Origin of the sequence: Nocardioides marinquilinus, from assembly GCF_039543705.1 — a bacterium.
Classification (GTDB): Bacteria; Actinomycetota; Actinomycetes; order Propionibacteriales; family Nocardioidaceae; genus Nocardioides; species Nocardioides marinquilinus.
This window is the reverse complement of record NZ_BAABKG010000001.1, coordinates 72,702-97,522: the sequence shown is the minus strand read 5'-3', so window position 1 is coordinate 97,522 and position 24,821 is coordinate 72,702. Positions and strand designations below refer to the sequence as shown.

23 protein-coding genes, 1 tRNA gene and 1 pseudogene are annotated in these 24,821 nt (G+C 71.9%); 14 read left to right on the top strand and 11 right to left on the bottom strand.

Features of this window, described 5'->3' with window-relative positions; translation table 11 throughout:
- The first annotated feature begins 97 nt into the window (after positions 1-97).
- Positions 98-1,093 carry a thioredoxin-disulfide reductase gene (trxB, locus tag ABEA04_RS00505; protein WP_345453192.1) on the top strand — a complete coding sequence of 332 codons (996 nt, stop codon included), beginning with the start codon at positions 98-100 and terminating at the stop codon, positions 1,091-1,093.
- Between the two features lie 96 nt (positions 1,094-1,189).
- Positions 1,190-1,516 carry a thioredoxin gene (gene trxA / locus ABEA04_RS00500; protein WP_345453189.1) on the top strand — a complete coding sequence of 109 codons (327 nt, stop codon included), beginning with the start codon at positions 1,190-1,192 and terminating at the stop codon, positions 1,514-1,516.
- On the opposite strand, the gene ABEA04_RS00495 is transcribed toward trxA, so the two are convergent.
- Positions 1,429-2,157 carry a GNAT family N-acetyltransferase gene (locus ABEA04_RS00495; protein ID WP_345453186.1) on the bottom strand — a complete coding sequence of 243 codons (729 nt, stop codon included), beginning with the start codon at positions 2,155-2,157 and terminating at the stop codon, positions 1,429-1,431. The two genes, trxA and ABEA04_RS00495, sit on opposite strands and share 88 nt — an antisense overlap.
- A gap of 52 nt (positions 2,158-2,209) precedes the next feature.
- Between ABEA04_RS00495 and ABEA04_RS00490 the strand changes: the two genes are divergently transcribed.
- Complete coding sequence (locus ABEA04_RS00490) at positions 2,210-3,424, top strand: pyridoxal phosphate-dependent aminotransferase (protein WP_345453183.1); 1,215 nt, start codon at positions 2,210-2,212, stop codon at positions 3,422-3,424.
- Positions 3,425-3,434: 10 nt separating this feature from the next.
- Positions 3,435-4,196, top strand: a complete 762-nt coding sequence (locus ABEA04_RS00485; RefSeq protein WP_345453180.1) for a lysophospholipid acyltransferase family protein — start codon at positions 3,435-3,437, stop codon at positions 4,194-4,196.
- A gap of 101 nt (positions 4,197-4,297) precedes the next feature.
- Here the strand turns inward: ABEA04_RS00485 and ABEA04_RS00480 are convergent, their stop codons facing one another.
- The 8 genes and pseudogenes from ABEA04_RS00480 to rpmH all read right to left on the bottom strand — a co-directional run bounded on the left by ABEA04_RS00480 (position 4,298) and on the right by rpmH (position 9,722).
- Entirely contained in the window at positions 4,298-5,344 is a 1,047-nt protein-coding gene (locus ABEA04_RS00480) for a ParB/RepB/Spo0J family partition protein (RefSeq protein ID WP_345453177.1), read from the bottom strand.
- Positions 5,341-6,129: a ParA family protein gene (locus tag ABEA04_RS00475; protein ID WP_345455582.1), complete on the bottom strand. Its 789-nt coding sequence runs from the start codon at positions 6,127-6,129 to the stop codon at positions 5,341-5,343. Before ABEA04_RS00475 ends, ABEA04_RS00480 begins: the two co-directional genes overlap by 4 nt.
- A 391-nt stretch (positions 6,130-6,520) precedes the next feature.
- A complete protein-coding gene (gene rsmG / locus ABEA04_RS00470) occupies positions 6,521-7,165 on the bottom strand; it encodes a 16S rRNA (guanine(527)-N(7))-methyltransferase RsmG (RefSeq protein WP_345453174.1) in 645 nt (214 codons plus the stop codon).
- Positions 7,166-7,177: 12 nt separating this feature from the next.
- Positions 7,178-7,759, bottom strand: coding sequence for a Jag family protein (locus tag ABEA04_RS00465; RefSeq protein WP_345453171.1), 582 nt, complete (start codon positions 7,757-7,759; stop codon positions 7,178-7,180).
- Positions 7,760-7,959: 200 nt separating this feature from the next.
- Positions 7,960-8,892 (bottom strand): annotated as a pseudogene (gene yidC / locus ABEA04_RS00460) (membrane protein insertase YidC); the annotation flags it as partial.
- 36 nt (positions 8,893-8,928) lie between these two features.
- On the bottom strand, positions 8,929-9,225 hold the full coding sequence (gene yidD / locus ABEA04_RS00455) for a membrane protein insertion efficiency factor YidD (RefSeq protein WP_345453165.1): 297 nt from the start codon (positions 9,223-9,225) through the stop codon (positions 8,929-8,931).
- A complete protein-coding gene (rnpA, locus tag ABEA04_RS00450; protein WP_345453162.1) occupies positions 9,222-9,566 on the bottom strand; it encodes a ribonuclease P protein component in 345 nt (114 codons plus the stop codon). Before rnpA ends, yidD (ABEA04_RS00455) begins: the two co-directional genes overlap by 4 nt.
- 18 nt (positions 9,567-9,584) lie before the next feature.
- Positions 9,585-9,722 carry a 50S ribosomal protein L34 gene (gene rpmH, locus ABEA04_RS00445; RefSeq protein WP_222895753.1) on the bottom strand — a complete coding sequence of 46 codons (138 nt, stop codon included), beginning with the start codon at positions 9,720-9,722 and terminating at the stop codon, positions 9,585-9,587.
- A 467-nt stretch (positions 9,723-10,189) separates the two neighbouring features.
- Here rpmH and dnaA point away from each other — a divergent pair, with 467 nt between their 5' ends.
- The 6 genes from dnaA (at position 10,190) to ABEA04_RS00415 (ending at position 16,860) form a co-directional block, all read left to right on the top strand.
- Positions 10,190-11,686, top strand: coding sequence for a chromosomal replication initiator protein DnaA (dnaA, locus tag ABEA04_RS00440; protein ID WP_345453152.1), 1,497 nt, complete (start codon positions 10,190-10,192; stop codon positions 11,684-11,686).
- 9 nt (positions 11,687-11,695) lie between these two features.
- Positions 11,696-12,499, top strand: coding sequence for an META domain-containing protein (locus ABEA04_RS00435; RefSeq protein WP_345453149.1), 804 nt, complete (start codon positions 11,696-11,698; stop codon positions 12,497-12,499).
- Between the two features lie 385 nt (positions 12,500-12,884).
- Positions 12,885-14,042, top strand: a complete 1,158-nt coding sequence (gene dnaN, locus ABEA04_RS00430; protein ID WP_345453146.1) for a DNA polymerase III subunit beta — start codon at positions 12,885-12,887, stop codon at positions 14,040-14,042.
- A 94-nt stretch (positions 14,043-14,136) separates the two neighbouring features.
- Positions 14,137-15,072 carry a phosphogluconate dehydrogenase (NAD(+)-dependent, decarboxylating) gene (gnd, locus tag ABEA04_RS00425; protein WP_345453143.1) on the top strand — a complete coding sequence of 312 codons (936 nt, stop codon included), beginning with the start codon at positions 14,137-14,139 and terminating at the stop codon, positions 15,070-15,072.
- An 8-nt stretch (positions 15,073-15,080) separates the two neighbouring features.
- A complete protein-coding gene (gene recF / locus ABEA04_RS00420; protein WP_345453140.1) occupies positions 15,081-16,283 on the top strand; it encodes a DNA replication/repair protein RecF in 1,203 nt (400 codons plus the stop codon).
- Positions 16,270-16,860: a DciA family protein gene (locus ABEA04_RS00415; RefSeq protein ID WP_345453137.1), complete on the top strand. Its 591-nt coding sequence runs from the start codon at positions 16,270-16,272 to the stop codon at positions 16,858-16,860. Before recF ends, ABEA04_RS00415 begins: the two co-directional genes overlap by 14 nt.
- Before the next feature lie 148 nt (positions 16,861-17,008).
- Here the strand turns inward: ABEA04_RS00415 and yidD (ABEA04_RS00410) are convergent, their stop codons facing one another.
- Positions 17,009-17,416: a membrane protein insertion efficiency factor YidD gene (gene yidD / locus ABEA04_RS00410; protein WP_345453134.1), complete on the bottom strand. Its 408-nt coding sequence runs from the start codon at positions 17,414-17,416 to the stop codon at positions 17,009-17,011.
- A 325-nt stretch (positions 17,417-17,741) separates the two neighbouring features.
- On the opposite strand from yidD (ABEA04_RS00410), the gene gyrB reads away from it, so the two are divergent.
- The 4 genes from gyrB (at position 17,742) to ABEA04_RS00390 (ending at position 23,931) form a co-directional block, all read left to right on the top strand.
- Positions 17,742-19,958, top strand: coding sequence for a DNA topoisomerase (ATP-hydrolyzing) subunit B (gene gyrB, locus ABEA04_RS00405; RefSeq protein WP_425576971.1), 2,217 nt, complete (start codon positions 17,742-17,744; stop codon positions 19,956-19,958).
- 147 nt (positions 19,959-20,105) lie between these two features.
- Positions 20,106-22,841 carry a DNA gyrase subunit A gene (gene gyrA, locus ABEA04_RS00400; RefSeq protein ID WP_345453131.1) on the top strand — a complete coding sequence of 912 codons (2,736 nt, stop codon included), beginning with the start codon at positions 20,106-20,108 and terminating at the stop codon, positions 22,839-22,841.
- Positions 22,841-23,644 (top strand): DUF3566 domain-containing protein, encoded by an 804-nt coding sequence (locus tag ABEA04_RS00395; protein ID WP_345453128.1) that lies wholly within the window; start codon positions 22,841-22,843, stop codon positions 23,642-23,644. The genes gyrA and ABEA04_RS00395 overlap by 1 nt, the downstream gene beginning before the upstream one ends.
- 213 nt (positions 23,645-23,857) lie before the next feature.
- A tRNA-Ile gene (locus tag ABEA04_RS00390) sits at positions 23,858-23,931 on the top strand.
- Between the two features lie 27 nt (positions 23,932-23,958).
- Here ABEA04_RS00390 and ABEA04_RS00385 read toward each other — a convergent pair.
- Positions 23,959-24,801: a trypsin-like peptidase domain-containing protein gene (locus ABEA04_RS00385; protein WP_345453125.1), complete on the bottom strand. Its 843-nt coding sequence runs from the start codon at positions 24,799-24,801 to the stop codon at positions 23,959-23,961.
- Between the last annotated feature and the right edge of the window lie 20 nt (positions 24,802-24,821).

Here is a 24,821-nt window from a genome sequence, read left to right as displayed (position 1 = left end):
GACCGGGCCCGCCGGGAATCCCGCTGACCTACGATCGGTTGAGGTGGGCGCAGACCCGTCCACGGATCGTCAGCCACGTCAGGAGTCGCAGCACCCCATGTCCGAGACCCGCAACGTCATCATCATCGGCTCGGGACCGGCCGGCTACACCGCCGCCGTCTACGCCGCGCGCGCCAGCCTGGACCCGCTCGTCTTCGAGGGGTCGGTCACCGCCGGCGGCGCCCTGATGAACACCACCGAGGTCGAGAACTTCCCCGGCTTCCGCGACGGCATCATGGGCCCGGCGCTGATGGACGAGATGCGCGCCCAGGCCGAGCGCTTCGGCGCCGAGCTGGTGCCGGACGACGTCATCGAGGTCGACCTGACCGGTGACACCAAGGTCGTCAAGACCGCCACCGGCACCTTCACCGCGCGGGCCGTCATCCTGGCCACGGGGTCGGGCTACCGCAAGCTCGGTCTGCCGAACGAGGACGCCCTCTCGGGCCGCGGCGTGTCGTGGTGCGCCACCTGCGACGGGTTCTTCTTCCGCGAGCAGCACATCGCCGTCGTCGGGGGCGGCGACTCCGCGATCGAGGAGGCCACCTTCCTGACCCGCTTCGGCTCGAAGGTCTCGCTCATCGTGCGCCGCGACGAGCTGCGCGCCTCCAAGATCATGCAGGAGCGCGCGTTCGCCGACCCGAAGCTCGAGATCGTGTGGAACAGCGTCGTCGAGACGATCAACGGCGCCGACTCGCTCGAGTCGGTCACGCTGAAGGACACCGTCACCGGCGAGACCCGCGACCTCGACGCCACCGGCCTGTTCATCGCCATCGGCCACGACCCGCGCTCCGAGCTGCTCACCGGGCAGGTCGACCTCGACGACAACGGCTACGTGATCGCCTCGCACCCCTCCACCGGCACCAACCTGCCCGGCGTGTTCGCGTGCGGCGACCTCGTCGACCACCACTACCGCCAGGCCATCACCGCCGCCGGCACCGGCTGCGCGGCCGCGCTCGACGCCGAGCGCTACCTCGCCGAGCTGGAGCACATGGTCTCGACCGGCGCCGAGGCGCAGGCGCGCGCCGACGCCGAGGTCGCGGCCACCGCGGGCTGAGCCCGTTCCCCAGGCGGGGAACACCGCCGACGCCGCCGGCGTTGGCCCCACAGACGACAACACGACAACAGACGTCACCCGATCCGAGGAGAGAGCATGGGCAACATCGCAGCCGTCACCGACGCCGAGTTCGAGACGCAGGTCCTGAAGTCCGACAAGCCGGTGCTGGTCGACTTCTGGGCGGAGTGGTGCGGTCCGTGCCGCCAGGTCTCGCCGATCCTCGACGAGATCGCCGCGGCCCACGGCGACAAGATCACGTTCTTGAAGATGAACGTCGACGAGAACCCGGTGACCCCGTCGTCCTACCGCGTCACCGGCATCCCGACCATCAACGTCTACCAGGGCGGCGAGGTCGTGAAGTCCATCGTCGGCGCCAAGCCCAAGGCCGCGCTGCTGAAGGACCTTGAGGCCTTCACCGGCTGAGACCGGTTCACCGACGGGGCGGGCACGCCCGGCCGGACGGCGTCCACCAGACGCTCCAGGGCCGCCTCCACCTCGTCACGCCAGACCGACACCGAGCGCACCTCCATCCGCATCCGCGGAGTCGTGGGGTGCGCTCGGTGCGTCCGGAACCCCACGCGGGCGAGCAGCTCCTGCGGCAGCAGGCAGCCGCCCCGCGCGGGCGTCCGCGTGGTGGCGAACGCCTCGAGGGCCCGGACGCCGCCACGCGTCACCAGGTCGCGGACGACGCCCTGCACCAGTAGGCGGGCGAGTCCGCCGCCGCGGTGCGCCGGCGCCACGTGCAGGGCGGCCAGCAGCACGGCGTCGGCCGAGACCGGCGCCGTCGGGTGGGCGGCGGCCCCCGGGTAGAACGCCGGCGGCGCGTAGCAGGCCAGGCCGACCGGTTCGTCGTCCACGAGCACGACGCGGCCGCACGAGCCCCACTCGCGCAGCACGGTCGAGAGCCACTCCTGCTTGGTGGCGCGCACCGCGTCGCCGTCGCTGGCCACCCGGGCGTGACGCACGGCGTCGAGCTCCCAGCGCACGCAGCCGGCACACGGCAGGACCCCGTCGTCGAGCAGCGCGAGCCGGTCGACGGTCAGCGGCACCGTGCGGCGGGTCATGTCGGCCAGTATCCGCCGACGAGGTGCGCGGGCGACCTGTCAGGATGAGCCGGTGCGCCAGATCCGGCAGAGCAGGAAGCTGCACGACGTCCGCTACGACGTGCGCGGACCGATCCTGGTCGAGGCCCAGCGGCTCGAGGCCGAGGGCCACCGCATCCTGAAGCTCAACATCGGCAACCCCGCGCCGTTCGGCTTCGAGGCGCCCGAGGCGATCCTCGCCGACGTCAGCCACCACCTCGCCGACTCGCAGGGCTACAGCGACTCGCGTGGCATCTTCTCGGCCCGCACCGCGGTCGCGCAGTACTACCAGCAGCGCGGGCTGCGCGAGACCGCCGTCGACGACGTCTTCATCGGCAACGGCGTCTCCGAGCTGATCTCGATGGTGCTGCAGGCCTTTGTCGACGACGGCAACGAGATCCTGGTGCCGGCCCCCGACTACCCGCTCTGGACCGGCGCCGTGACGCTCTCCGGCGGGACGCCGGTGCACTACCTGTGCGACGAGAGCAACGACTGGGCGCCCGACCTGGCCGACGTCGAGGCCAAGATCACCGAGAACACGCACGCCATCGTCATCATCAACCCCAACAACCCCACGGGTGCGGTCTACTCCAAGCAGGTGGTCGAGGGGCTGGTCGACATCGCCCGGCGTCACGACCTCGTGGTCTTCGCCGACGAGATCTACGAGAAGATCCTCTTCGACGACGCGGTGCACCACCACGCCGCCGCCTCCGCCGGCTCCGACGTGCTCTGCCTGACCTTCAGCGGCCTGTCGAAGGCCTACCGGGTCTGCGGCTACCGGGCCGGGTGGGTGATGATCTCGGGCCCGCAGGAGATCGCCACCGACTTCCTCGAGGGTCTCACGCTCATCGCCAACATGCGCATGTGCGCCAACGTGCCGGCCCAGCACGCCATCCAGACCGCGCTCGGCGGCTACCAGTCCATCGAGGAGCTGATCGTGCCCGGCGGTCGCTTCTACGAGCAGAGCAAGCTCGCCGACCGGCTGCTCAACGAGATCCCGGGCGTCTCGTCGGTCGCGCCGCGCGGCGCGCTGTACTGCTTCCCGCGGCTCGACCCCGAGGTCTACGCCGTGGACGACGACGAGGCCCTCGTCATCGACCTGCTGCGGGCCAAGAAGATCCTGGTCACGCACGGCACCGGCTTCAACTGGCCCGAGCCCGACCACTTCCGTCTGGTGACGCTGCCCGATGTCGACCTGCTCGAGGAGGCGATCGGCCGGATCGCCGACTTCCTCGCCACCCGCCGCTGAAGGACCCACCATGCGCGACCTGACCTACCCACCGATCATCGTCGCCGCGAAGACCGCCTTCCGGCTCCTCGGCCAGCGCATCCAGCTCAGCGGCACCGAGCACGTGCCGCGCGAGGGCGGCGTCCTGCTGGCGGTGAACCACGTCGGCTACGTCGACTTCGTCTACGGCGGCCTCGCGGCCAACCCCTCGGGCCGCAAGGTGCGGTTCATGGCCAAGCGCGAGCTGTTCGACCACCGGTTCGTCGGGCCGCTCATGCGCTCGCTGCACCACATCGAGGTCGACCGCGCCGAGGGCACCCGGTCGCTCGAGACGGCCCTGGAGTACCTCAAGGCCGGCGAGGCCGTCGGGATCTTCCCCGAGGCGACCATCTCGCGCTCGTTCGAGCTCAAGGAGCTCAAGACCGGCGCGACCCGCATCGCGGCGGCGGCCGGCGTCCCGCTGGTGCCAGTCATCCTCTGGGGCACGCAGCGGATGATGACCAAGGACCACCCGCGCGACTTCTCCCGCGGCAAGACCATCGCGGTGCGGTGCGCACCGCCGCTGCATCCCACGGGCGAGGACCCGGTGGCCGAGACCGCTGAGCTCAGGGCCGCGATGACCGCCCTCCTCGACGAGACGATCCGCGGCTACCCGCCGGCCGAGCAGCCGCCCGGGTCGTGGTGGCTGCCGGCCGCCTACGGGGGCGGCGCGCCGACGCCCGAGGAGGCGGAGCGGCTCGACGCCGAGGAGAAGCGGGCGCGGGCCGCGCGTCGGGCCGCGCGCGAGGGCTGACGTCACTCAATCAACGTCTCGACAAGCGGTTTCGTCGATTCACCGACTCGTCGACGTAGCGATGTGTCGACAAAGGGGCGTCTCGGACGCCCTCCCCCGCCTCAGATCGGGCGGTCGGTGCGGTTGCGGGGGTCCATGATGTCGACGATGCGCTGCAGGTCGTCGAGCGAAGCGAACTCGACGGTGATCTTGCCCTTGCGCTGCCCGAGGTCGACCTTGACCCGGGTCTCGAACCGGTCGGAGAGCCGCTCGGCCAGGTCGGTGAGCCCCGGCGCGGTCGGACGGCGGCGCACCCGGCGTGCGGCGCGCTCGTCGTCCGCGCCCACGGCCACGATCTCCTCCAGACCGCGCACGCTGATGCCCTCGGCCACGACCCGGCTGGCCAGTCGGTCCTGCAGGTCAGGGTCGTCCACACCGAGCAGGCTGCGGGCGTGCCCGGCGCTGAGGACACCGGCCGCCACCTTGCGCTGCACCGCGGCGCTGAGCCGCAGCAGGCGCAGCGTGTTGCTGATCTGCGGGCGCGACCGGCCGACCCGCTCGGCCAGCTCCTCGTGGGTGCAGCCGAAGTCCTCGAGCAGCTGCTGGTAGGCGGCCGCCTCCTCGAGCGGGTTCAGCTGGCTGCGGTGCAGGTTCTCCAGCAGCGCGTCGCGCAGCATGTCGACGTCGTCGGTGCCACGCACGATCGCGGGGATGACGGTGAGACCGGCCTCGCGGGCGGCACGCCAGCGGCGCTCGCCCATGACGAGCTCGTAGCGACCGTCACCCAGGGGGCGCACCACCACCGGCTGCAGCAGCCCGACCTCGCGCAGCGAGTGCACGAGCTCGGCCATCGCCTCCTCGTTGAAGACCTGACGCGGCTGCACGTGGTTCGGCACGATGCTGTCGAGGTCGAGCTCGGCGAAGGTCGCGCCGGGCACGGGGGCCAGGCCCTCGGCGGACGCCGCCGCCGCCGGCGGGGCGGACCCACCGCCAGGAGACGGCGTCCCGGTCGGCGTCGACGGCGCGGAGTCAGCGCCCGGCTCCGGCGCCGACGTCGGCGCGACGTCGGCCGGCACCTCGCGGGGCGCGGTCGGGATCAGCGAGCCCAAGCCGCGGCCCAGCCCGCGCGGCCCGGCGCCACGTCGTCCCGCTGCTCCGCCGTCGTTCACAGTGCCCCCTTGGTCGCGATCTCGCGCGCCGCCTCGAAGTACGACAGCGCCCCCGGCGAGCCCGGATCGTAGGTCATCACGGTCTGGCCGTAGGACGGCGCCTCCGAGACCCGCACGGAGCGGGGGATGGCGGTGCGCAGCACCTGGTCGCCGAAGTGGCTGCGGACCTCCTCGGCCACGCCGGCCGCCAGCCGGGTGCGGGCGTCGTACATGGTGATGAGGATGGTGGAGACCGCGAGGTCGGGGTTCAGGTGTGCCCGCACCATGTCGACGGTCTCGAGCAGCTGTCCGAGACCCTCCAGGGCGTAGTACTCCGCCTGGATCGGGATCAGCATCTCGTCGCCGGCCACGAGGGCGTTCAGCGTGAGCAGCCCGAGCGACGGCGGGCAGTCCACGAGCACGTAGTCGAAGCGGTCGGCTCCCACCTCGGTGGCCGAGCCGACCCAGGGGTGCCCGTGGATCGCCTTGCGAAGCCGGCCCTCACGCGCGACCACGCTGACCAGCTCGATCTCGGCCCCCGCGAGGTCGATCGTGGCCGGGACGACGAACAGCCCGGGCACCTCAGCGCTCTCCCGTACGATCTCCGTCAGCGCCTGGCCGTCCACGAGGGCGTCGTACGTGGAGGGGACGCCGCGGTGGTGGTCGACGTTGAGCGCGGTGGAGGCGTTGCCCTGCGGGTCGAGGTCGACCACGAGCACGCGTTGCCCGAGCTGAGCCAGGGCAGCAGCCAGGTTCACCGTGGTGGTGGTCTTGCCGACTCCGCCCTTCTGGTTCGCCACGACCATCACGCGAGTGCTCGACGGACGCGGCGCTCCGCCTGCCTCGCCGGCCGGCCGGGTCTCGCGACGCGCCAGGAGGCTGTGGTGCGTCGCGCGGGCCAGCGGTGTCGCGTCGACGTCGTACCCGTCGTCGTACGACGCGAGCTCCGCAGCAGTCCGGACGCGGCCCACGGTCGATCCGGTGGGGGAGGTCGGCTCAGGAGGGTGGGTGGACACCGTCTCGCTTCCTTCGTTTCACGTGAAACACCATGGGACCACGTCGTTCACGCGGCCCGGTACGCCACGCTCGTCGCTGTGGACAAGCGCGGCCGATCTGGGGATAACTCGCCGTTCCACGCCTGAGGGCACCGGTGGATAACCAGTCGTGCGAGGTGGCGAGGCGAAGCCTGCACTCTAGTCACGCATCGTCGCGGCGGGCGACCCGCACCACGGTCGTCGGCGGATCGACGATGCCGCGGCCGAGCTCGAGGACTTCCGGTCGCTGGCCGCCCAGCTTGCGGACCGCACGCGCCGCCTCCGCGACCTCGTCGGCGGCCGACGAACCCTTGATGGCGAGTAGCACACCACCCCGGGCGACCAGCGGCAGGCACCATCCCGCCAGCCGGTCCAGCGGTGCCACCGCGCGCGCCGTCACGACGTCGAAGCGGGGCACCGTTCGACGGATCTCCTCCGCGCGGCCCCGCACCACGGTCACGTTCTCCAGTTCGAGGTCGTCGACGACGAGCGACAGGTAGGTCGTGCGCCGCAGCAGCGGCTCGACCAGCGTGACCGAGGCGTCGGGCCGGGCGATCGCCACGACCAAGCCGGGGAGTCCGGCGCCGGACCCCACATCGGCCACGGAAGCGCCCTGGGGGACCGCCTCCTGCAGCACCGCGCAGTTGAGCACGTGCCGGTCCCAGAGCCGCGGCGCCTCACGAGGCCCGATCAGGCCACGCTCGATGCCGTCCGTCGCCAACGAGGCGACGTACCGCTCCGCCAGTGCCAACCGGTCGCCCGGGAACACCGCCGTGGCAGCCGCCGGCGTCTCGAGCTCCGGTTTCACGTGAAACAGACGTCAGTCGACGAGGACGACGACGTGCCGCCGGGGCTCGACGCCCTCGGACTCGGACCGCAGGCCCGCCGCCGCGACCGCGTCGTGCACGACCTTGCGCTCGAACGGCGTCATGGGCTCGAGCGACACCGGCTGGCCCTCGGCCCGGGCGCGCTCGACCGCGTCGTTCGCCTGCTCGACAAGCGCAGCGCGGCGCTCGGCCCGGTGGCCCGAGATGTCGAGCATGAGGCGCGACCGCTCACCGGTCTCGCGGTACACCGCGAGCCGGGTCAGCTCCTGCAGGGCCTCGAGCACCTCGCCGTTGCGACCGACGAGCTGACGCAGGTCGGCGCCGACGATCGAGACCGCCGCCCTGTCGCCCTCGACGTCCATGTCGAGGTCGCCGTCGAGGTCGGCGATGTCGAGCAGCTCCTCGAGGTAGTCCGCCGCGATGTCACCCTCGCGCTCGAGCAGCGACGCACGGTCTCCGCGCGGCTGGTCGGCCGCGTCGTCCGTCTCCTCGACCTGGTCCTCGACCTGGTCACCCTGGTCGTTCACCTGCTCGCTCACCTGGGCGTCCACACCGGACTCGGCACCTGCGCTCACCGTCGGCCTCCTTGCTTCTTCTTCTTGCTCTTGTTGGCCGGCGGCCGTGCGGGCGACGAACCGCCACCCGAGGGCTTCTTCGCGACCGGCTTGGTCTGCTCCTCCGCCTGCGGCGTGGGGGACTTGCTCAGGTCGGGCGTGCTGCCCGCGGACGACGACGCGTCAGCGTTCGACGTGACGCCCGCACCGGCTGAACCGCCCGCGCGCTGCTGGCGCTGCCGCTCGGCCTTCGTGAGCCGCTTGGGCTGCTGCCGCGTCGCGGGGCGACGGTCGACCTCGGGCTCGGGCTCCGGCTCGAGCTCGCCGCTCGCGATCCCCTTGGCGCGGGCCTTGGCCCGGTCGCGGTCGAGCTTGGCCTGGAAGGCCGGCGTACCCGGGGCGGGGTTGTTGCGGATGACGTAGAACTGCTGGCCCATCGTCCACAGGTTCGAGGTGGTCCAGTACAGGAGCACGCCGATCGGGAAGGCCACGCCGCTGATGCCGAAGACGAGCGGCAGCACGTAGAGCAGCACCTTCTGCTGCTGGGCGTAGGGGCCGGTCATCGCGTCGGCCGGCATGTTCTTGCTCATCAGCTGACGCTGGGTGGTGAACGTGGTCGCCGTCATCGCGATCACCAGGAACACCGCGACGAGCATGACGATCACGTCGCCGTCGGGGCCCCACGTGCGGGCCTGCCAGAACGACTCCGAGATCGGGATGTGCCCGAAGATCAGCGACTCACCGAAGTCCTTGGCCCGGTCGTCGCTGAGGAACCCGCGGCCCTCCTCCTGCGAGGCGCGGCTGATCAGCCGGAACAGCGCGAAGAAGATCGGCATCTGCAGGATCAGCGGCAGGCACGAGGCGAACGGGTTCGTGCCGGCGTCCTTGTAGAGCTTCATGGTCTCTTCGCCGAGCTTCTGGCGGTCGTGACCGTACTTCTTCTGCAGCTCCTTGACCTTCGGTTGCAGCAGCTGCATGTTGCGCTGGGACTTGATCTGCTTGACGAACAGCGGGATCAGCAGCACCCGGATGACGATGGTCAGGCCGATGATCGACAACGCCCAGGACAGGCCGCCCTCGGGGTCGAGGAACAGGCTGAACACCTCGTGGAAGCCGAGCATGATCGCCGAGACGATGTAGTACAGCGGCGTCATGATCCAGCCGCCGATGTCGGACAGGAAGCCCACGGGTCACGCTCCTCGAGGGTGGGTACGTCGGTCGATCGATGGCTGGGTGGAACGGGCTGCTCGGGCTGCTCGGGCCGGCCGCTCGCGGCGGGGCGGCACCTTGTCGACGCCGCCGGCGGCCCACGGGTGACAGCGTGCCACCCGACGCACGGCCAGCCACGAGCCCTTCGCCGCGCCGTGCACCTCGACCGCCTCCAGGGCGTACGCCGAGCAGGACGGGTAGTAGCGGCACACCTGGCCGTAGAGCGGGCTGATCACGAGCCGGTAGAGCCGCAGCAGCCAGATGAGCGGGTACTTCATGCGGCCGTGCACCGCCGCAGGCAGTGCGTCACCGCCGCGTCGAGCTCGGCCGAGCTGGCGACGGCCGCCGCGGGGAACGCCCGCACCACCACGACCTGGCCCTGCGAGAGCTCGTCGAGGTGGGCGCGAAGCACGTGCCGCAGACGACGGCGCACGCGGTTGCGCACCACCGAGCCCCCGACGGCCTTGGAGACCACGAAGCCGACCCGGACCGGTCGGTCACCGGCCGGGCCGCCCTCGACGAGGTGCAGCGACAGCTCGCGGGTCGAGCAACGACGTCCGCGACGCGTCGCGACGCGGAAGGTCGCGGCGTCGGTCAGTCGGTGCTCGGCCGGCAGCACGGGAGGCCGCGCGCCGGCTCAGACGGCCAGGCTCTTGCGGCCCTTGCGCCGGCGGCTCGCCAGGATGGCGCGACCCGCACGGGTGCGCATCCGCAGGCGGAACCCGTGGGTCTTGTGCCGGCGGCGGTTGTTCGGCTGGTAGGTGCGCTTGCTCACGGCGATCCTTCGGTGGTCTCGTGCGGCGCAGGCTCGCTCGCACGCAGGTAGGTGGGTCACGCAGCGGCTGCTCGGCGTCCGGTCCCCCGAGGTCTCGGGGTACGCCGGCCCGCACGGCGCGACCGCGCAACGGTACGCGCTGGGAGAGAACAGGGTCAAACCCGCGCGTGGGGCCTCGGCAGCCCCCGCCACCAGGGTGCCACAGCCTGTGGATGACGTCTTGCCGCTCGCGCGAGGCCGGGGATAGCGTGCGCGGCATCGGGCTTCCCCGCCACGGTCATCACCGGCCTCACCGTCGAGGTCACCGATCGTTGCTCTCGTCGAGCTGCGGCGCGCTGACCTGCACGAACACGGTGCCGGCCGGTGGTGAGAGAGGCTCCCCGCGCCGCGTGCCACGCCTCCACACCGTGCGTGCACAGGCTGTGGACAAAGTTGTGGACGTGAACGGCGATGGGGAGTTGGCCCACATGAACGAGCAGCCCGCAGAGCGCACCGACGCGGGAGACGCCGGGTCGGCGCTCGACACCGCCTGGCGCGACGTCGTCGAGGAGGTCGCGCCCCAGCAACGGGCCTGGGTGCGCGCCAGCAAGCCGGTCACCCTGCACGAGTCGACCGCCATCATCGCGGTGCCCAACGCCTTCACCCGCGCCCAGCTCGAGGGCCGGCTGCGCGACCAGGTCGAGGAGGCGCTGAGCCAGCGGCTCGGCCAGTCCGTGCGCCTGGCGGTCACGGTCGACGCCGCGCTGCCCCAGCCCGAGGGCGTGACCCTGCCGCCGGACGCCGAGCCCGTGCTCGAGTACCCCGGCGAGCCGACGAACCGCTTTGACGCCATGTCGACATCTCGACAGGTCGACCCGCCGGTCGACGGGCGGGCCCGACGTCCCGAGGGCGCCGCCGACCGCGACGAGGAGCGTGGCTCGGCCATCGAGGCGCGGCTGAACCCGAAGTACACCTTCGAGACCTTCGTCATCGGCTCCTCGAACCGCTTCCCGCACGCCGCGGCCGTCGCCGTGGCCGAGGCGCCGGGCAAGGCCTACAACCCGCTGCTGGTCTACGGCGAGTCCGGTCTCGGCAAGACCCACCTGCTCCACGCCATCGGGCACTACGTGCGCAGCCTCTACAACGGGGTCCGCGTGCGCTACGTCTCGAGCGAGGAGTTCACCAACGAGTTCATCAACGCGATCCGCGACGACCGGCAGGACCGGTTCAAGCGCCGCTACCGCGACGTCGACGTGCTGCTGATCGACGACATCCAGTTCCTGGAGGGCAAGACCCAGACCCAGGAGGAGTTCTTCCACACCTTCAACACGCTCCACAACGCGAACAAGCAGATCGTGCTGACCTCCGACCGCCCGCCCAAGCGGCTCGAGGCGCTGGAGGACCGGCTGCGCAACCGGTTCGAGTGGGGCCTGATCACCGACGTCCAGCCGCCCGACCTCGAGACGCGCATCGCGATCCTGCGCAAGAAGGCCGCGATGGACCGGCTCACGGCGCCGCCCGACGTGCTGGAGTTCATCGCCTCGAAGATCCAGACCAACATCCGCGAGCTCGAGGGGGCGCTCATCCGGGTGACGGCGTTCGCGAACCTCAACCGCCAGGAGGTCGACATGACCCTGGCCGAGATCGTGCTGAAGGACTTGATCCCCGAGGGCGGCGAGCCCGAGATCACCGCGCCGCTGATCATCGCCCAGACCGCGGCCTACTTCAGCCTGAGCATCGAGGAGCTGACCGGCCCCAGCCGCGGCCGGCACCTCGTCATGGCGCGGCAGATCGCGATGTTCCTGTGCCGCGAGCTCACGCCGCTCTCGCTGCCGAAGATCGGCCAGCAGTTCGGCGGCCGCGACCACACCACCGTCATGTACGCCGAGCGCAAGATCAACCAGCTGCTCGCCGAGCGCCGCCAGGTCTTCAACCAGGTCAGCGAGCTCACCAACCGCGTCAAGATGCAGGCCCGCCACTCCTAGGCACCGGTCATGTCGTCCGGACGCCGCACCCTCGTCCTCCTGGCCGCGCTCGGGCTCGTCGCGGCCATCGTCCTGACGGCGGTCGCGCACGGAGGCGGCACCGGTGAGGACGATGCCGGGACGACCCCGCCGACGACGAGCACACCCTCCGCCTCGCCCACCCCCCGTCTCTCCGGCAGCTGGGACCTCACGGCCGGCACGTCGAAGGGCGACGCCCTCCCCCTGGCCCCGACGCCGATCACCCTGCGGGTCTCGCGACGCGACGGGACGACCCAGCTCGGGGGCCGCGCCGTCTGCAACCGCTACGGCGCCGACGTCGAGATCGGGGGTGGCGAGATCGCCGTCGGTGACGTCGCTGCGACCGCTGTGGGTTGCTCCGGCCGACCCGGACGCGTCGAGCGGGCCTACCTCCGGGCCTTCGGCGCCGTCACCGGCTACGAGCGGACCGCCGATCGACTCGTCCTCACCGGCCCCGACGTCCGGCTGGACTTCCACGCCTCGCCCCGCCTGCCGGCTCGGCTCGTGGGGCCCACCTGGCACCTCGACGAGCCCGGTCGCGCACGGCTCACCCTCGACGAGCAGCGCCTCCGCGCCACCGACGCCTGCGGCACGCGGATCGACGGCACGTGGCTCGAGGACGGCGGTTCGGTCGTCGTCACCGGCTCCCGCTTCCGCGGACCCGGCCGCTGCCAGCACCGGGAGCCGGGCCGCAGCCTGCTCGCCCTGCTCGGCGAGTTCCGCGCCGAGCTCGACGGCGGCCGCCTCGTCGTCCGGCCCTGGGGTGGGCGCCCGTTGGTCTTCACACGGTCGTGAGCCGCGACCAGCGAGACCCACGGCCTGTGGAGTGCGAGGCCTGCGGGGTGCGAACTACACGGGGAGGATCTGGGGACGACCTACGCGCGCCGTCCCCAGGACGCCGCCGCTCCACAACCGCACCCGGCGCCGCCACGCGGTGATCCACACCGGCTGTGGAGACCGTTCGTGCGCCGCGACCTGCACGGATGTCGTCCGTCCACAGTCTCCACAGCTGCTACGACCACGAAGAACCTCTCCACGTGACGATCATCGGTGGAACTCCGTCCGCCCGCTCCTCTGTGGACGACGAGGCCGCGTGGCAGGATTCGACTCCCGACCGCCCGGCCGCGGCACACGCCGCCGACCGCCGCCACCGCCCGGTGACCCCCGAGAAGGACCAGACGTGAAGTTTCGAGTCGAACGCGACGTGCTCGCCGACGCCGTCGCGTGGGCAGCGCGCAGCCTCCCGGTACGCCCGAGCTCCCCGGTCCTCGCGGGCCTGCTCATCGAGGCCGACGACGACGGCCTGGTGCTCTCGACGTTCGACTACGAGACCTCGGCCCGCGCCACGCTGTCGGCGCAGGTGAGCGACGAGGGCCGCGCCCTCGTCAGCGGCCGCCTGCTGGCCGACATCTGCCGCAGCCTGCCGGCCAAGCCCGTCGACATGGTGCTCGACGGCGCCCGGGTCTCGCTCACCTGCGGATCGGCGCGCTTCAGCCTGCAGACCATGCCGGTCGAGGACTACCCGACGATGCCGTCGATGCCGCAGGCCACCGGCACCGTGAGCAGCGAGTCGTTCGCCCACGCGGTCTCGCAGGCGGTCACCGCCGCCGGGCGCGACGACATGCTGCCGGTGCTGACCGGCGTCCGGGTCGAGATCGACGGCGGCACCATCTCGCTGCTGGCCACCGACCGGTTCCGGCTCTCCCAGCGTGAGCTGGAGTGGTCGCCGCAGTCGCCCGACGAGTCGGCCGCCGCGCTGGTGCCGGCCCGGGTGCTCGGCGACACCGCCAAGTCGCTCACCGCCGGCGGCGAGGTGACCATCGCGCTCAGCAGCGGCGGCACCGGCGAGGGCCTGATCGGCTTCGAGGGCGCTGGCCCGGGCGGCGTGCGCCGCACCACCACCCGCCTCCTCGACGGCGAGTTCCCGAAGGTCCGCAGCCTGTTCCCCAACGAGAAGCTCACCACCGCGCGCGTCGACAAGGCCTCGCTCATCGAGTCGGTCAAGCGCGTCGCGCTCGTGGCCGAGCGCAACACCGCCGTCCAGCTGCAGTTCGCCGACGGCGTCCTCACCCTCGACGCCGGCTCGGGCGACGAGGCGCAGGCCTCCGAGTCGCTGCCGGCCGAGATCGACGGCGAGCCGATCACCACCGGCTTCAACCCGCAGTTCCTGCTCGACGGCCTGCAGGCCATCGACCAGCCCGTCGTCGAGCTGGCGTTCACGCAGGCCTCGAAGCCGGTCGTGATCAGCGGCCTCGTCGGCGCCGACGCCGCCGAGGGCGCGGGCGACACCGACAGCGGGTTCCGCTACCTGCTGATGCCGCGCCGCCTGCTGTCGTAGCACCCTCGTCGTCGGTTCGGCCGTCTGCTTGGCTGGACGACGGCACCCCATCCACCGGGCGACCCCACGGGCACCCATCACCGGGAGGATCACCATGCACCTCGGACTCGTCGGCCTCGGCAAGATGGGCGGCAACATGCGCACCCGCATGCGCAACGCGGGCATCACCGTGGTCGGCTACGACCGCGACCCCGACCTCGCCGACGTCGACAGCCTCGAGGCGATGGTCGCCGCTCTGCCCGACGACGGCCCGAAGGTCGTGTGGGTGATGGTGCCGGCCGGTGAGGCCACCAGCAGCACCATCGCGGCGCTCGGTGAGCTGCTCGGCGCCGGCGACATCGTCGTCGACGGCGGCAACTCCAAGTGGACCGACGACCAGGCGCACGCCGACCTGCTCGGCGGCAAGGACATCGGCTTCGTCGACTGCGGCGTCTCGGGCGGTGTGTGGGGCCTCGAGAACGGCTACGCGCTGATGTGCGGCGGCTCGGCCGACCACGTCTCCCGGGTGCAGCCGGTCTTCGACGCCCTCAAGCCCGAGGGCGGCGGCTTCGTGCACGCCGGCGCCACCGTCGGCGCCGGCCACTTCGCCAAGATGGTGCACAACGGCATCGAGTACGCCGTCATGCAGGCCTTCGCCGAGGGCTACGAGCTGCTCGAGGCCGTCGACGTCGTCGACAACGTCGTCGAGGTCTTCGACTCCTGGCGCACCGGCACCGTCATCCGGTCGTGGCTGCTCGACCTGCTGGTCGCGGCGCTGGAGGAGGACGAGGGCCTCAGCCAGCTGCGCGGCTACGCCGAGGACTCCGGCGAGGGCCGCTGGACCGTGCAGGCCGCGATCGACCACGCCGTCCCGCTGCACGTCATCGCCTCGTCGCTGTTCGCGCGCTTCAGCTCGCGCCAGGACGACAGCCCGGCCATGAAGGCGATCGCCGCGATGCGCAACCAGTTCGGCGGTCACGCCGTGCACACCGCGCCCCCGGCGGGCGGCGACGCACCCGACTCGGGCGCCGCGCCCGACGAGAGCCACTAGATGCCCGGGTGTACGTCTCCCACCTGACCCTGCACGACTTCCGCTCCTACCACCTCGTCGACGTCGAGCTCGGGCCCGGCGCGACGGCGTTCGTGGGGCGCAACGGTCAGGGCAAGACCAACCTGGTCGAGGCCGTCGACTACCTCTCGCGCCTCTCCTCGCACCGGGTCGCGAGCGAGGTGCCGCTCGTGCGCGCCGGCGCCGAGCGCGCCATCGTGCGCGCGGCCGTGGTGAAGGAGGGCCGCACCGCCGTCCTCGAGGTCGAGCTCATCCCCGGTAAGTCGAACAAGGGACGAATCAACAAGTCGACATTGCCGCGGGTGCGTGACCTCATCGGGCTCGTGCGCACCGTGGTGTTCTCACCCGACGACCTCGCGCTGGTCAAGGGCGACCCGGGCGAGCGCCGGCGGTTCCTCGACGACCTGCTGGTGCTCAGGACCCCCCGGTTGAGAGGGACGCTCAGCGACCTCGAGCGGATCCTGAAGCAGCGCTCCACCCTGCTGAAGACCGCGGGGCTCGCCCGCCGCGGGTCGAGCGGGCAGGAGGCGGCGCTCTCGACCCTCGACGTGTGGGACCAGCAGCTGGCCGAGGCCGGCGGCGAGCTGCTCGCCCACCGCATCGCCCTCGTCGAGCTGCTGCGACCGCTGGTCGCGGCGGCCTACGCGGACGTCGCCCGCGGCGCCGGGCGCGACGAGGCCGGCCTGGCCTACCGCAGCTCGTTCGACCTGCCGCTGCACGACCCGGCCGCCCCCGACCGCGCCCAGCTCACCGAGGCACTGCTCGCCGAGCTGGGCCGACGACGCAACGACGAGCTCGACCGCGGCCAGTGCCTGGTCGGCCCGCACCGCGACGACCTGCTGCTCTCGCTCGGCCGCACCACCGGGGGCCCGGGCGACGGGACCGACGAGACCGACGCCGCCGGCAGCCTGCCGGTGAAGGGCTACGCCTCCCACGGCGAGAGCTGGTCGTTCGCGCTGGCGCTGCGGCTCGCGTCGTTCGACCTGTTGCGCGCCGACGGCGACGACCCGATCCTGGTGCTCGACGACGTCTTCGCCGAGCTGGACGTCGACCGGCGGGCCCGGCTCGCCGCGCTCGTCGCCGGCGCCGAGCAGGTGCTGGTCACGGCCGCGGTCGAGGACGACGTCCCGTCCGAGCTCGCCGGAGCACGGTTCCGGGTGGCCGCGGGGGAGGTGCAGCGTGACGACGGATGAGCCGGTCGAGCCGATCGGGCCGGTCGAGCCGGTGCCGCCGTCGGCCTCCGACGAGCTGCCGCACGACGACGACGGTCTCGACCTGGCGCGTCAGGTCAGCCGCGCCACCGCGGCGAGCGGCTCGCCGATGGCGCGGCGGTCGCGGCGCCGGCGTCCGCCCGCGCTCGACCGCGACCGCGGACCGGTGCGCGACGGCTGGTCGGGGCCGCACCCCGACGAGCGCGACCCGCAGCAGCTCGGCAGCGAGGTCGACCGGCTGGTCGCGCAGCGCGGCTGGGGCCTCGACCTGCGGGTGCGCGGCGTCTTCGCGCGGTGGGCCGAGCTGGTGGGCGACGAGGTGGCCGACCACTGCCGCCCCGAGTCGTTCGCCGACGGCGTCCTCAGCGTGCGCACCGACTCCACGGCCTGGGCCACCCAGCTGAAGCTGCTCGCACCCACCGTGGTGCGCCGGCTCAACGACGAGCTCGGCGACGGCACCGTCACCGTCGTCCAGGTGCAGGGCCCGCACGGCCCGAGCTGGAAGCGCGGCCCGCGCTCGGTGCGCGACGGCCGCGGCCCCCGCGACACCTACGGCTGAGGGTCCCCCACCTCGACCGCCGCCAGACAGGCCCTCACGATGGCCGAGGTGCGAGGAGCCCCGGCGACGAGCCTCAGACCGCCGGCCGTGCACGCGAACGCGACCCACGGACCCTGAGCCTGTCGAAGGGCCGCGGGCCGGTGCGGGCTCAGCGCGCCGGAGGCACCGGGTCGACGGCGGGGTGGCGCCGGCTGCACCGCCGCAGCCGCCCGACCACCAGCCAGCCGCCGCGCAGCAGCCCGTGCCGCGAGACCGCCTGCAACCCGTAGCGCGAGCACGTCGGCGTCATCGGGCACACCGGGCGGGCCCGCGGCACCGAGACGTGCAGCTGGTAGCTGCGGATCAGCCGGGCCGCCGCGCGACCCCCGCGCCGGGCCGGGACGGCGACGTACGGGTCGACGGCCGTCGGTGCGAACGCGCCGACCACGACGCGCAGCAGCGCGAGGGGGGCGATGAGGAACAGGTCGCAGGGGCACTCGAGGCAGTCACCGCAGTCGGGTCCGCTCCGCTTGCGCCCGTCCCGCCGGTAGCGCAGCCGTCGCCACGGGTTGTTCACCAGGCCCACCCCTGTCACTCGATCGACGTCCGGCACATCATGCCGGTCACGGGCCGTCCGAGCCGAGAGGTCCGGTGGACGACGAGCCGAACGTCCCCGGGCCGGAGAGCCGATCTGCGGGCCTCGCGTCCATGGGGGGCCTCGGCGGCACCCCCGCCAGGCCGCTGGATCGGCTCCCAGGCCCCGCAGCGGGACGATCTGACCCGGACGTCGTCCCCATCCTGCGGCGGAGTGCGTGGATCCGGGGCCTGTGGGCGCTATCATGGACGTCGAGGTCGCCGACACGTTGCGCGCCAGAACCACGCGCTGTGCCGCGACCTTCGTCATGCCCCGGGCAGCCGCCCGCGGCCCACCGAGTGAAGAGGTCCCGGTGCCCGAGCCCACCCCCGACCAGACGCCGGACGCGACCCCCGACGAGACGACCGACCAGACGACCGACCAGACCCCCCCGCCTGCCCCCGAGTCCACCGGGCTGCGCAGCTCGGCGGTCGACACCGCCTACGGCGCCGAGTCGATCCAGGTCCTCGAGGGTCTCGAGGCCGTCCGCAAGCGCCCCGGCATGTACATCGGCTCCACCGGCGAGCGCGGCCTGCACCACCTGATCTGGGAGATCGTCGACAACGCGGTCGACGAGGCGCTGGCCGGCCACTGCGACCGCATCGTGCTGACCCTGCTCGACGACGGCGGCGTCCGCGTCGAGGACAACGGCCGCGGCATCCCCACCGACACCGCGCCCGGCCAGGAGCTGCCCGCCCTGACGCTCGCCCTCACCGTGCTGCACGCCGGCGGCAAGTTCGGCGGCGGAGGCTACAAGGTCTCCGGCGGCCTGCACGGCGTCGGCGTCTCGGTGGTCAACGCGCTGTCGTCGCGGGTGCTCGCCGAGGTCAAGAACCGCGGCCACCTGTGGCAGCAGGGCTTCACGCGCGGCGAGCCCGACGGCCCGATCGAGCAGGTGCGCCCGCTCGAGGACGGCGAGCGCACCGGCACCACGGTCACCTGGTGGGCCAGCGAGGAGATCTTCGAGACGACGTCCTACTCGCTCGAGACCATCACCTCGCGCATCCGCGAGTACGCCTTCCTCAACAAGGGCCTCGAGATCGTGGTCCGCGACGAGCGCGCGGACGCCGACGAGCTGGCCGACGCGGTCGCCGACGACACCGCGGCCGACGACACCGTCGCCGAGGGCGCCGGCGACGCCATCAAGCCCGCGACCGAGGGCCGCAAGGGGCTCGAGCAGGTCTTCCGCTACGACCGCGGCCTGGTCGACTACGTCGAGCACCTCAACCGCACCAAGACGCCGTCGAACCCGTCGGTGATCAGCTTCGAGGCCGAGACCCCCGACGACGTCGAGAACCACATGAGCCTCGAGGTCGCGATGCAGTGGAACACGACCTTCACCGAATCGGTCCACACCTTCGCCAACACCATCAACACCGCCGAGGGCGGCACCCACGAGGAGGGCTTCCGCGCGGCGCTCACCACGCTGGTCAACACCTGGGGCGAGACCTGGGGCCTGATGAAGAAGGCCGAGGACCGGGTCAAGGGCGACGACATCCGCGAGGGCCTGACCGCGATCATCTCGATCAAGCTGGCCGAGCCGCAGTTCGAGGGCCAGACCAAGGGCAAGCTGGGCAACACCGAGGCCAAGGGCTTCACCCAGCGCATCGTCAACGACCAGCTCGGCGCGTGGATGGAGCAGAACCCGGCCGAGGGCCGCGACATCATCCGCAAGGCGCAGGCCGCGGCGCAGGCCCGCATCGCCGCCCGCAAGGCGCGCGACCTCGCCCGCGACCGCAAGGGCCTGCTCGGCAAGGCCGGCCTGCCGGGCAAGCTGTCCGACTGCCAGTCGACCCGCCCCGAGGAGTGCGAGGTCTTCATCGTCGAGGGCGACTCGGCGGGCGGCTCGGCCCGCCAGGGCCGCGACCCGCGCGTGCAGGCGATCCTCCCGATCCGCGGCAAGATCCTGAACGTCGAGAAGGCCCGCATCGACAAGGTGCTGGCCAACACCGAGGTGCAGGCGATCATCTCGGCGCTCGGCACCGGCATCCAGGAGGAGTTCGACCTCGCCAAGCTGCGCTACCACAAGGTCGTGCTCATGGCCGACGCCGACGTCGACGGCCACCACATCAACACCCTGCTGCTGACGCTGCTGTTCCGCTTCATGCGCCCGCTCATCGAGAACGGCCACGTCTACATGGCGCAGCCGCCGCTCTACCGCCTCCGCTGGACCGGTCCGCCGTCCGACCACGACTTCGTCTACTCCGACGCCGAGCGCGACTCGCTCATGGCCCACGGCCTCGAGCAGGGACGCCGCCTGCCCAAGGAGAACCCGGTGCAGCGCTACAAGGGTCTCGGCGAGATGAACGCCAAGGAGCTGTGGGAGACCACGATGGACCCCGACCAGCGGCTGATGCTGCAGGTCACCCTCGAGGACGCCGCGCAGGCCGACGAGATCTTCTCGATCCTCATGGGCGAGGACGTCGAGCAGCGCCGCTCCTTCATCCAGCGCAACGCCAAGGACGTCAGGTTCTTGGACATCTGATGCCCACCACTGGCGCGGCGACGAGCGCAGCGAGGCGCGACGTGCCAGGTGGGTGACCCGTTGCGAACGGAGCGCAGCGAAGCGAGCACCGGCTTGCGACGGGTCACCCCGGGCGAGCAGTAGACGAAGCCACGAACGAGAGACGACATGACCGAGACCACGAGCAACCTGGGCGGCGACGGCGGCGGCGAGGGAGGCGGCGGAGGCCGCATCGAGCCGGTCGAGCTGCAGACCTCGATGCAGCGGGCCTACATCGACTACGCGATGGCCGTCATCGTGGGTCGGGCGCTGCCCGACGTCCGCGACGGCCTGAAGCCGGTGCACCGGCGCGTGCTCTACGCGATGTTCGACGGCGGCTACCGCCCCGACCGCGGCTTCTCGAAGTGCTCGCGCGTCGTCGGCGACGTCATGGGTCAGTACCACCCCCACGGCGACACCGCGATCTACGACACCCTGGTGCGCCTCGCGCAGCCGTGGGTGATGCGGGCGCCGCTGGTCAACGGCCAGGGCAACTTCGGCTCGCCGGGCAACGACGCCGCCGCCGCGATGCGCTACACCGAGTGCCGCATGGCGCCGCTGGCGCTCGAGATGGTCCGCGACATCGACCAGGAGACGGTCGACTTCCAGGCGAACTACGACGGTCGCTCGCAGGAGCCCGTCGTCCTGCCGTCGCGGTTCCCGAACCTGCTGGTCAACGGCTCGGCCGGCATCGCGGTCGGCATGGCCACCAGCATCCCGACCCACAACCTGCGCGAGGTCGCCGAGGGGGCGGTGTGGGCGCTGCAGCACCCCGACGCCACCCGCGAAGAGCTGCAGGACGCGCTCATCGAGCGCATCAAGGGCCCCGACTTCCCCAACGGCGCGCTGATCGTGGGCCGCCAGGGCATCGAGCAGACCTACCGCACCGGCCGCGGCTCGATCACCCAGCGCGCCGTCATCGACATCGACGAGGACAGCAAGGGCCGGGTCAACCTGGTCATCACCGAGCTGCCCTACATGGTCAACCCCGACAACCTGGCCGTGAAGATCGCCGACCTGGCGGTCAACGGCAAGGTGCAGGGCATCGCCGACGTGCGCGACGACACCTCCGACCGCACCGGCCAGCGCCTGGTCGTCGTCCTCAAGCGCGACGCGGTGGCCCGCGTGGTGCTGAACAACCTGCTCAAGCACACCGAGCTGCAGACGAACTTCAGCGCCAACATGCTGGCGCTGGTCGACGGCGTCCCGCGCACGCTGACCATCGACCAGTTCATCAGCCACTGGGTCGAGCACCAGATCGAGGTCATCCGCAGGCGCACCGAGTACCGCCTGCGCGAGGCCGAGAAGCGCGCGCACGTCCTGCGCGGGCTGGTCAAGGCGCTCGACCAGCTCGACGAGGTCATCGCACTGATCCGCCGCTCGCCCGACGTCGACGACGCCCGGGTCGGCCTGATGGAGCTGCTCGACGTCGACGAGGTGCAGGCCACCGCCATCCTCGACATGCAGCTGCGCCGGCTCGCCGCGCTGCAGCGGCAGAAGATCATCGACGACCTCGCGGCCATAGAGGCCGAGATCGCCGACCTGCAGGACATCCTCGCCAACGTCTCGCGCCAGCGCTCGATCGTGGTCGAGGAGCTCTCCGAGATCGTCGAGAAGTACGGCGACGACCGTCGCACCCAGATCATCGCGGCCGACGGCGACCTGTCGATGGAGGACCTGATCCCCGACGAGGAGCTCGTCGTCTCCATCACCCGCGGCGGCTACGCCAAGCGCACCCAGCGGCAGGCCTACCGGCTGCAGCGGCGCGGCGGCAAGGGCGTGCGGGGTGCATCGCTGCGCGGCGACGACGTCGTCGAGCACTTCATCGCCACCACCAACCACCACTGGCTGCTGTTCTTCACCACGGCCGGGCGGGTCTACCGCACGAAGGCCTACAACCTGCCGGAGGCCTCGCGCGACGCGAAGGGCGGCCACGTCGCCGGCCTGCTGTCGTTCCAGCCCGACGAGCAGATCGCGCAGGTGCTCGCCATCCGCGACTACGACCAGATGCCCTACCTGGTGCTGGCCACCAGGAAGGGCCTGGTCAAGAAGACGCGGCTCGGCGACTACAACAGCCCGCGGCAGGCCGGCGTCATCGCGATCAACTTCCGCGACGACGACGACCAGCTGATCGGCGCCGAGCTGGTCGACGCGGCCGACGACATCCTGCTCGTCTCGCGGCAGGGCTCGGCGATCCGCTTCCACGCCGACGACGACCAGCTGCGGCCGATGGGCCGCGCGACGTCCGGTGTCACCGGCATGAAGTTCCGCACCGACGACGACGCCGTGCTGTCGATGTCGGTCATCCGGGCCGCGCAGATCGCCGAGGAGGACGCCGCCGACGACGCCGACGTGCGCACCCAGTACGTCTTCACCATCACCGACGGCGGGTTCGCCAAGCGCTCGCGCATCAACGAGTACCGCGTCACCAACCGCGGCGGCCTCGGCATCCGCGCGATGACCCTCAGCAACGAGCAGCGCGGCGTGCTGGTCGGCGGCTTCATCGTCGAGGACGGCGACGAGGTCATGTCGATCACCCAGAGCGGCCAGGTCGTGCGCAGCCCGATCAACGACGACTTCCGCGTCACCGGGCGCTCGACCCAGGGCGTCAAGTTCGTCTCGCCGAAGTCGGGCGACGCCGTCGCGGTGGTCGCGCGGTCGGTCGAGGCCACGGTGGTCGAGGAGATCGAGGCCGACGCAGCCGCTGAGCCCGGCGAGCCTGGCGAGCCTGGCGAGTCCGGTGAGTCGGCGCCGGAGGTTTCTCCGGATGTGGTAGCGAGTGACACAATCGACGAGTCCGTGCCCGCCGAGGGTGCTGACGGCACCGACACCGACGCACCCGACTCTGGGGAGGATGAAGGCTGATGAGCGATCGGCCCGCGCCGCCGACCTCACCGCCCGCCGCCCGGCAGACGGGAGCGACGACGACCCCTCGGACGCCGCCGCCCGCCAAGCCCCCGACGTCGCAGCAGCGGCGCCCGGTGCTGCCGCCGCCGCCCGCCGAGGCCCCGGCCACCACCGAGACGCCGGTGACGAAGGCCAAGAAGTCGGCCACGTCGACGCCTGAGGAGCCGGCCGCCTCGACGTCCACGCAGGACACCGCCGTCCGCGGCAGCCTGGCCGAGCGCATCCAGGCCAAGCTGGCCTCGCGCTCGTCGTCCACCGACGAGGCCGACGCGACGACCACCGCCGTGCGCCCGACGCTGGAGAAGGACGAGACCTCCGGCCGCCACGACAAGCAGCCGAAGCCCGCCCGCGTCCCGAAGTCCAAGACGAAGGCCAAGCCCACCGGCCGCGGCCCCCGCAAGGCGCGGCTGCGGCTGACCCGGGTCGACCCGTGGTCGGTGATGAAGACGGCGTTCCTGCTCTCGATCGCCTTCGGCATCGTCACCGTGGTGACGGTCGCGATCATCATGCAGGTGCTCAACGAGGCCGGCGTGTGGACCTCGATCAACGACTCGGTGCGCGAGGTGATCGAGGGCCCCGAGACCGGCACGTTCGACATCCGTGACTACGTCGGCACCGAGCGCGTCGTCGGCTTCGCCATGCTCGTCGCGGCGGTCGACGTCATCCTGCTCACCGCCGTCGCCACCCTCGGCGCGTTCCTCTACAACATGTCCGCCGCGTTGCTGGGCGGCATCGAGGTCACCCTCGCGGAAGACAACTGACCGACGGACCGTGTGGCCGGCCTCTGACGATGGTCGAGGTGCGAGGAGCCCTGGCGACGAGCCTCGAGACCACCGGCCCTCCGGGGCCGACCCAGCCCCACGGACCCTGAGCCTGTCGAAGGGCGGGTACAGCACCACCCAGATTTCACCGCGCCCCGCCCGGTGGGATAGATTTTCGCAGGTTCCGCCCGCTCCCGCGGTGCGCGACCACCCGGGCCTATAGCTCAGACGGTTAGAGCGCTTCCCTGATAAGGAAGAGGTCACAGGTTCAAGTCCTGTTAGGCCCACCCAGCACGTCCCCGCCGCACCCGGCCTCACGTCACGTCGGGCAGCCGGCACCCTCTCCGGGTCGCGTCGAAGAGCCGCTGCTCGGCGTCCAGGCAGGTCGTCAGCTGCCAGGTCTGCTGGCCATAGCTGCGCCGCGGGAAGCTGCGGACGTCGCCGTCCCGGCTCACCTCGCACGGCGCGCCGAGCTCGCAGCCGCTGTAGCCCTCGATGGTGCCAGTGTTGTTGACGCCGACCACCCGCCGCTGGGGGTCGAGCACGGGCGCCCCCGACGTCCCGCCGACGGTGCGGCAGGCGCCGGTGCGGTAGCGCAGCGACCACTGCCACGTGTAGTCGCCCTCGACGAGGCGGTAGGAGAAGCCCTGCAGCCCGCAGCGGTACTCGATCCGGTTCAGGCCGGCCCGGATGGTGATGGGGGTGTTCCGCGCGGCGCGCCGGGTGGCGAGCTCGAGCGGCCGGACGCCGTACCTCTCGCGCAGCCCGCGGTAGGTGACCCGCAGCCGGTAGAGCGCGACGTCGGTGTGCTCCATGGTGGCGAACAACAACCGGTCGGTCAGCACGCTGCCGACCTTCTCCCCGCTCCGGTCGAGCAACGCGACCGGACGCCGCGCCGGCTGCTCGCCCAGGACGACGTCCGGCTCGGGCAGCCGCTTGCCGTGGCAGTGGCCGTTGGTCAGCGCCAACGCTCGGTCGGTGTCGCGCGACCCGGCGAACCGCACGATCGAGCCCGAGCAGATCTTCATCGACACGGCCCCGCGGTAGTCGGGCCTCGGCGGTGGTGGCGTGGTGTCGGGGCCCGCCGTCGCAGCCGGTACCCCCACGAGCACCGTCATGGCCATCAGGATCGTGAGCACGAGCGCCCCACGTCGCATGCACGCATTATCCGGCTGCG

What these genes read in the sequence shown, in the direction of transcription:
- ABEA04_RS00395 (WP_345453128.1), top strand. Translation starts at nt 22,841, where the DNA reads ATGAGCGATCGGCCCGCGCCGCCGACCTCACCGCCCGCCGCCCGGCAG.
- ABEA04_RS00385 (WP_345453125.1), bottom strand. Translation starts at nt 24,801, where the DNA reads ATGCGACGTGGGGCGCTCGTGCTCACGATCCTGATGGCCATGACGGTG.
- ABEA04_RS00485 (WP_345453180.1), top strand. Translation starts at nt 3,435, where the DNA reads ATGCGCGACCTGACCTACCCACCGATCATCGTCGCCGCGAAGACCGCC.
- gnd (WP_345453143.1), top strand. Translation starts at nt 14,137, where the DNA reads ATGCACCTCGGACTCGTCGGCCTCGGCAAGATGGGCGGCAACATGCGC.
- ABEA04_RS00475 (WP_345455582.1), bottom strand. Translation starts at nt 6,129, where the DNA reads ATGGTCGTGGCGAACCAGAAGGGCGGAGTCGGCAAGACCACCACCACG.
- trxB (WP_345453192.1), top strand. Translation starts at nt 98, where the DNA reads ATGTCCGAGACCCGCAACGTCATCATCATCGGCTCGGGACCGGCCGGC.
- yidD (WP_345453165.1), bottom strand. Translation starts at nt 9,225, where the DNA reads ATGAAGTACCCGCTCATCTGGCTGCTGCGGCTCTACCGGCTCGTGATC.
- ABEA04_RS00495 (WP_345453186.1), bottom strand. Translation starts at nt 2,157, where the DNA reads ATGACCCGCCGCACGGTGCCGCTGACCGTCGACCGGCTCGCGCTGCTC.
- gyrA (WP_345453131.1), top strand. Translation starts at nt 20,106, where the DNA reads ATGACCGAGACCACGAGCAACCTGGGCGGCGACGGCGGCGGCGAGGGA.
- dnaA (WP_345453152.1), top strand. Translation starts at nt 10,190, where the DNA reads ATGAACGAGCAGCCCGCAGAGCGCACCGACGCGGGAGACGCCGGGTCG.
- ABEA04_RS00435 (WP_345453149.1), top strand. Translation starts at nt 11,696, where the DNA reads ATGTCGTCCGGACGCCGCACCCTCGTCCTCCTGGCCGCGCTCGGGCTC.
- gyrB (WP_425576971.1), top strand. Translation starts at nt 17,742, where the DNA reads ATGCCCCGGGCAGCCGCCCGCGGCCCACCGAGTGAAGAGGTCCCGGTG.
- trxA (WP_345453189.1), top strand. Translation starts at nt 1,190, where the DNA reads ATGGGCAACATCGCAGCCGTCACCGACGCCGAGTTCGAGACGCAGGTC.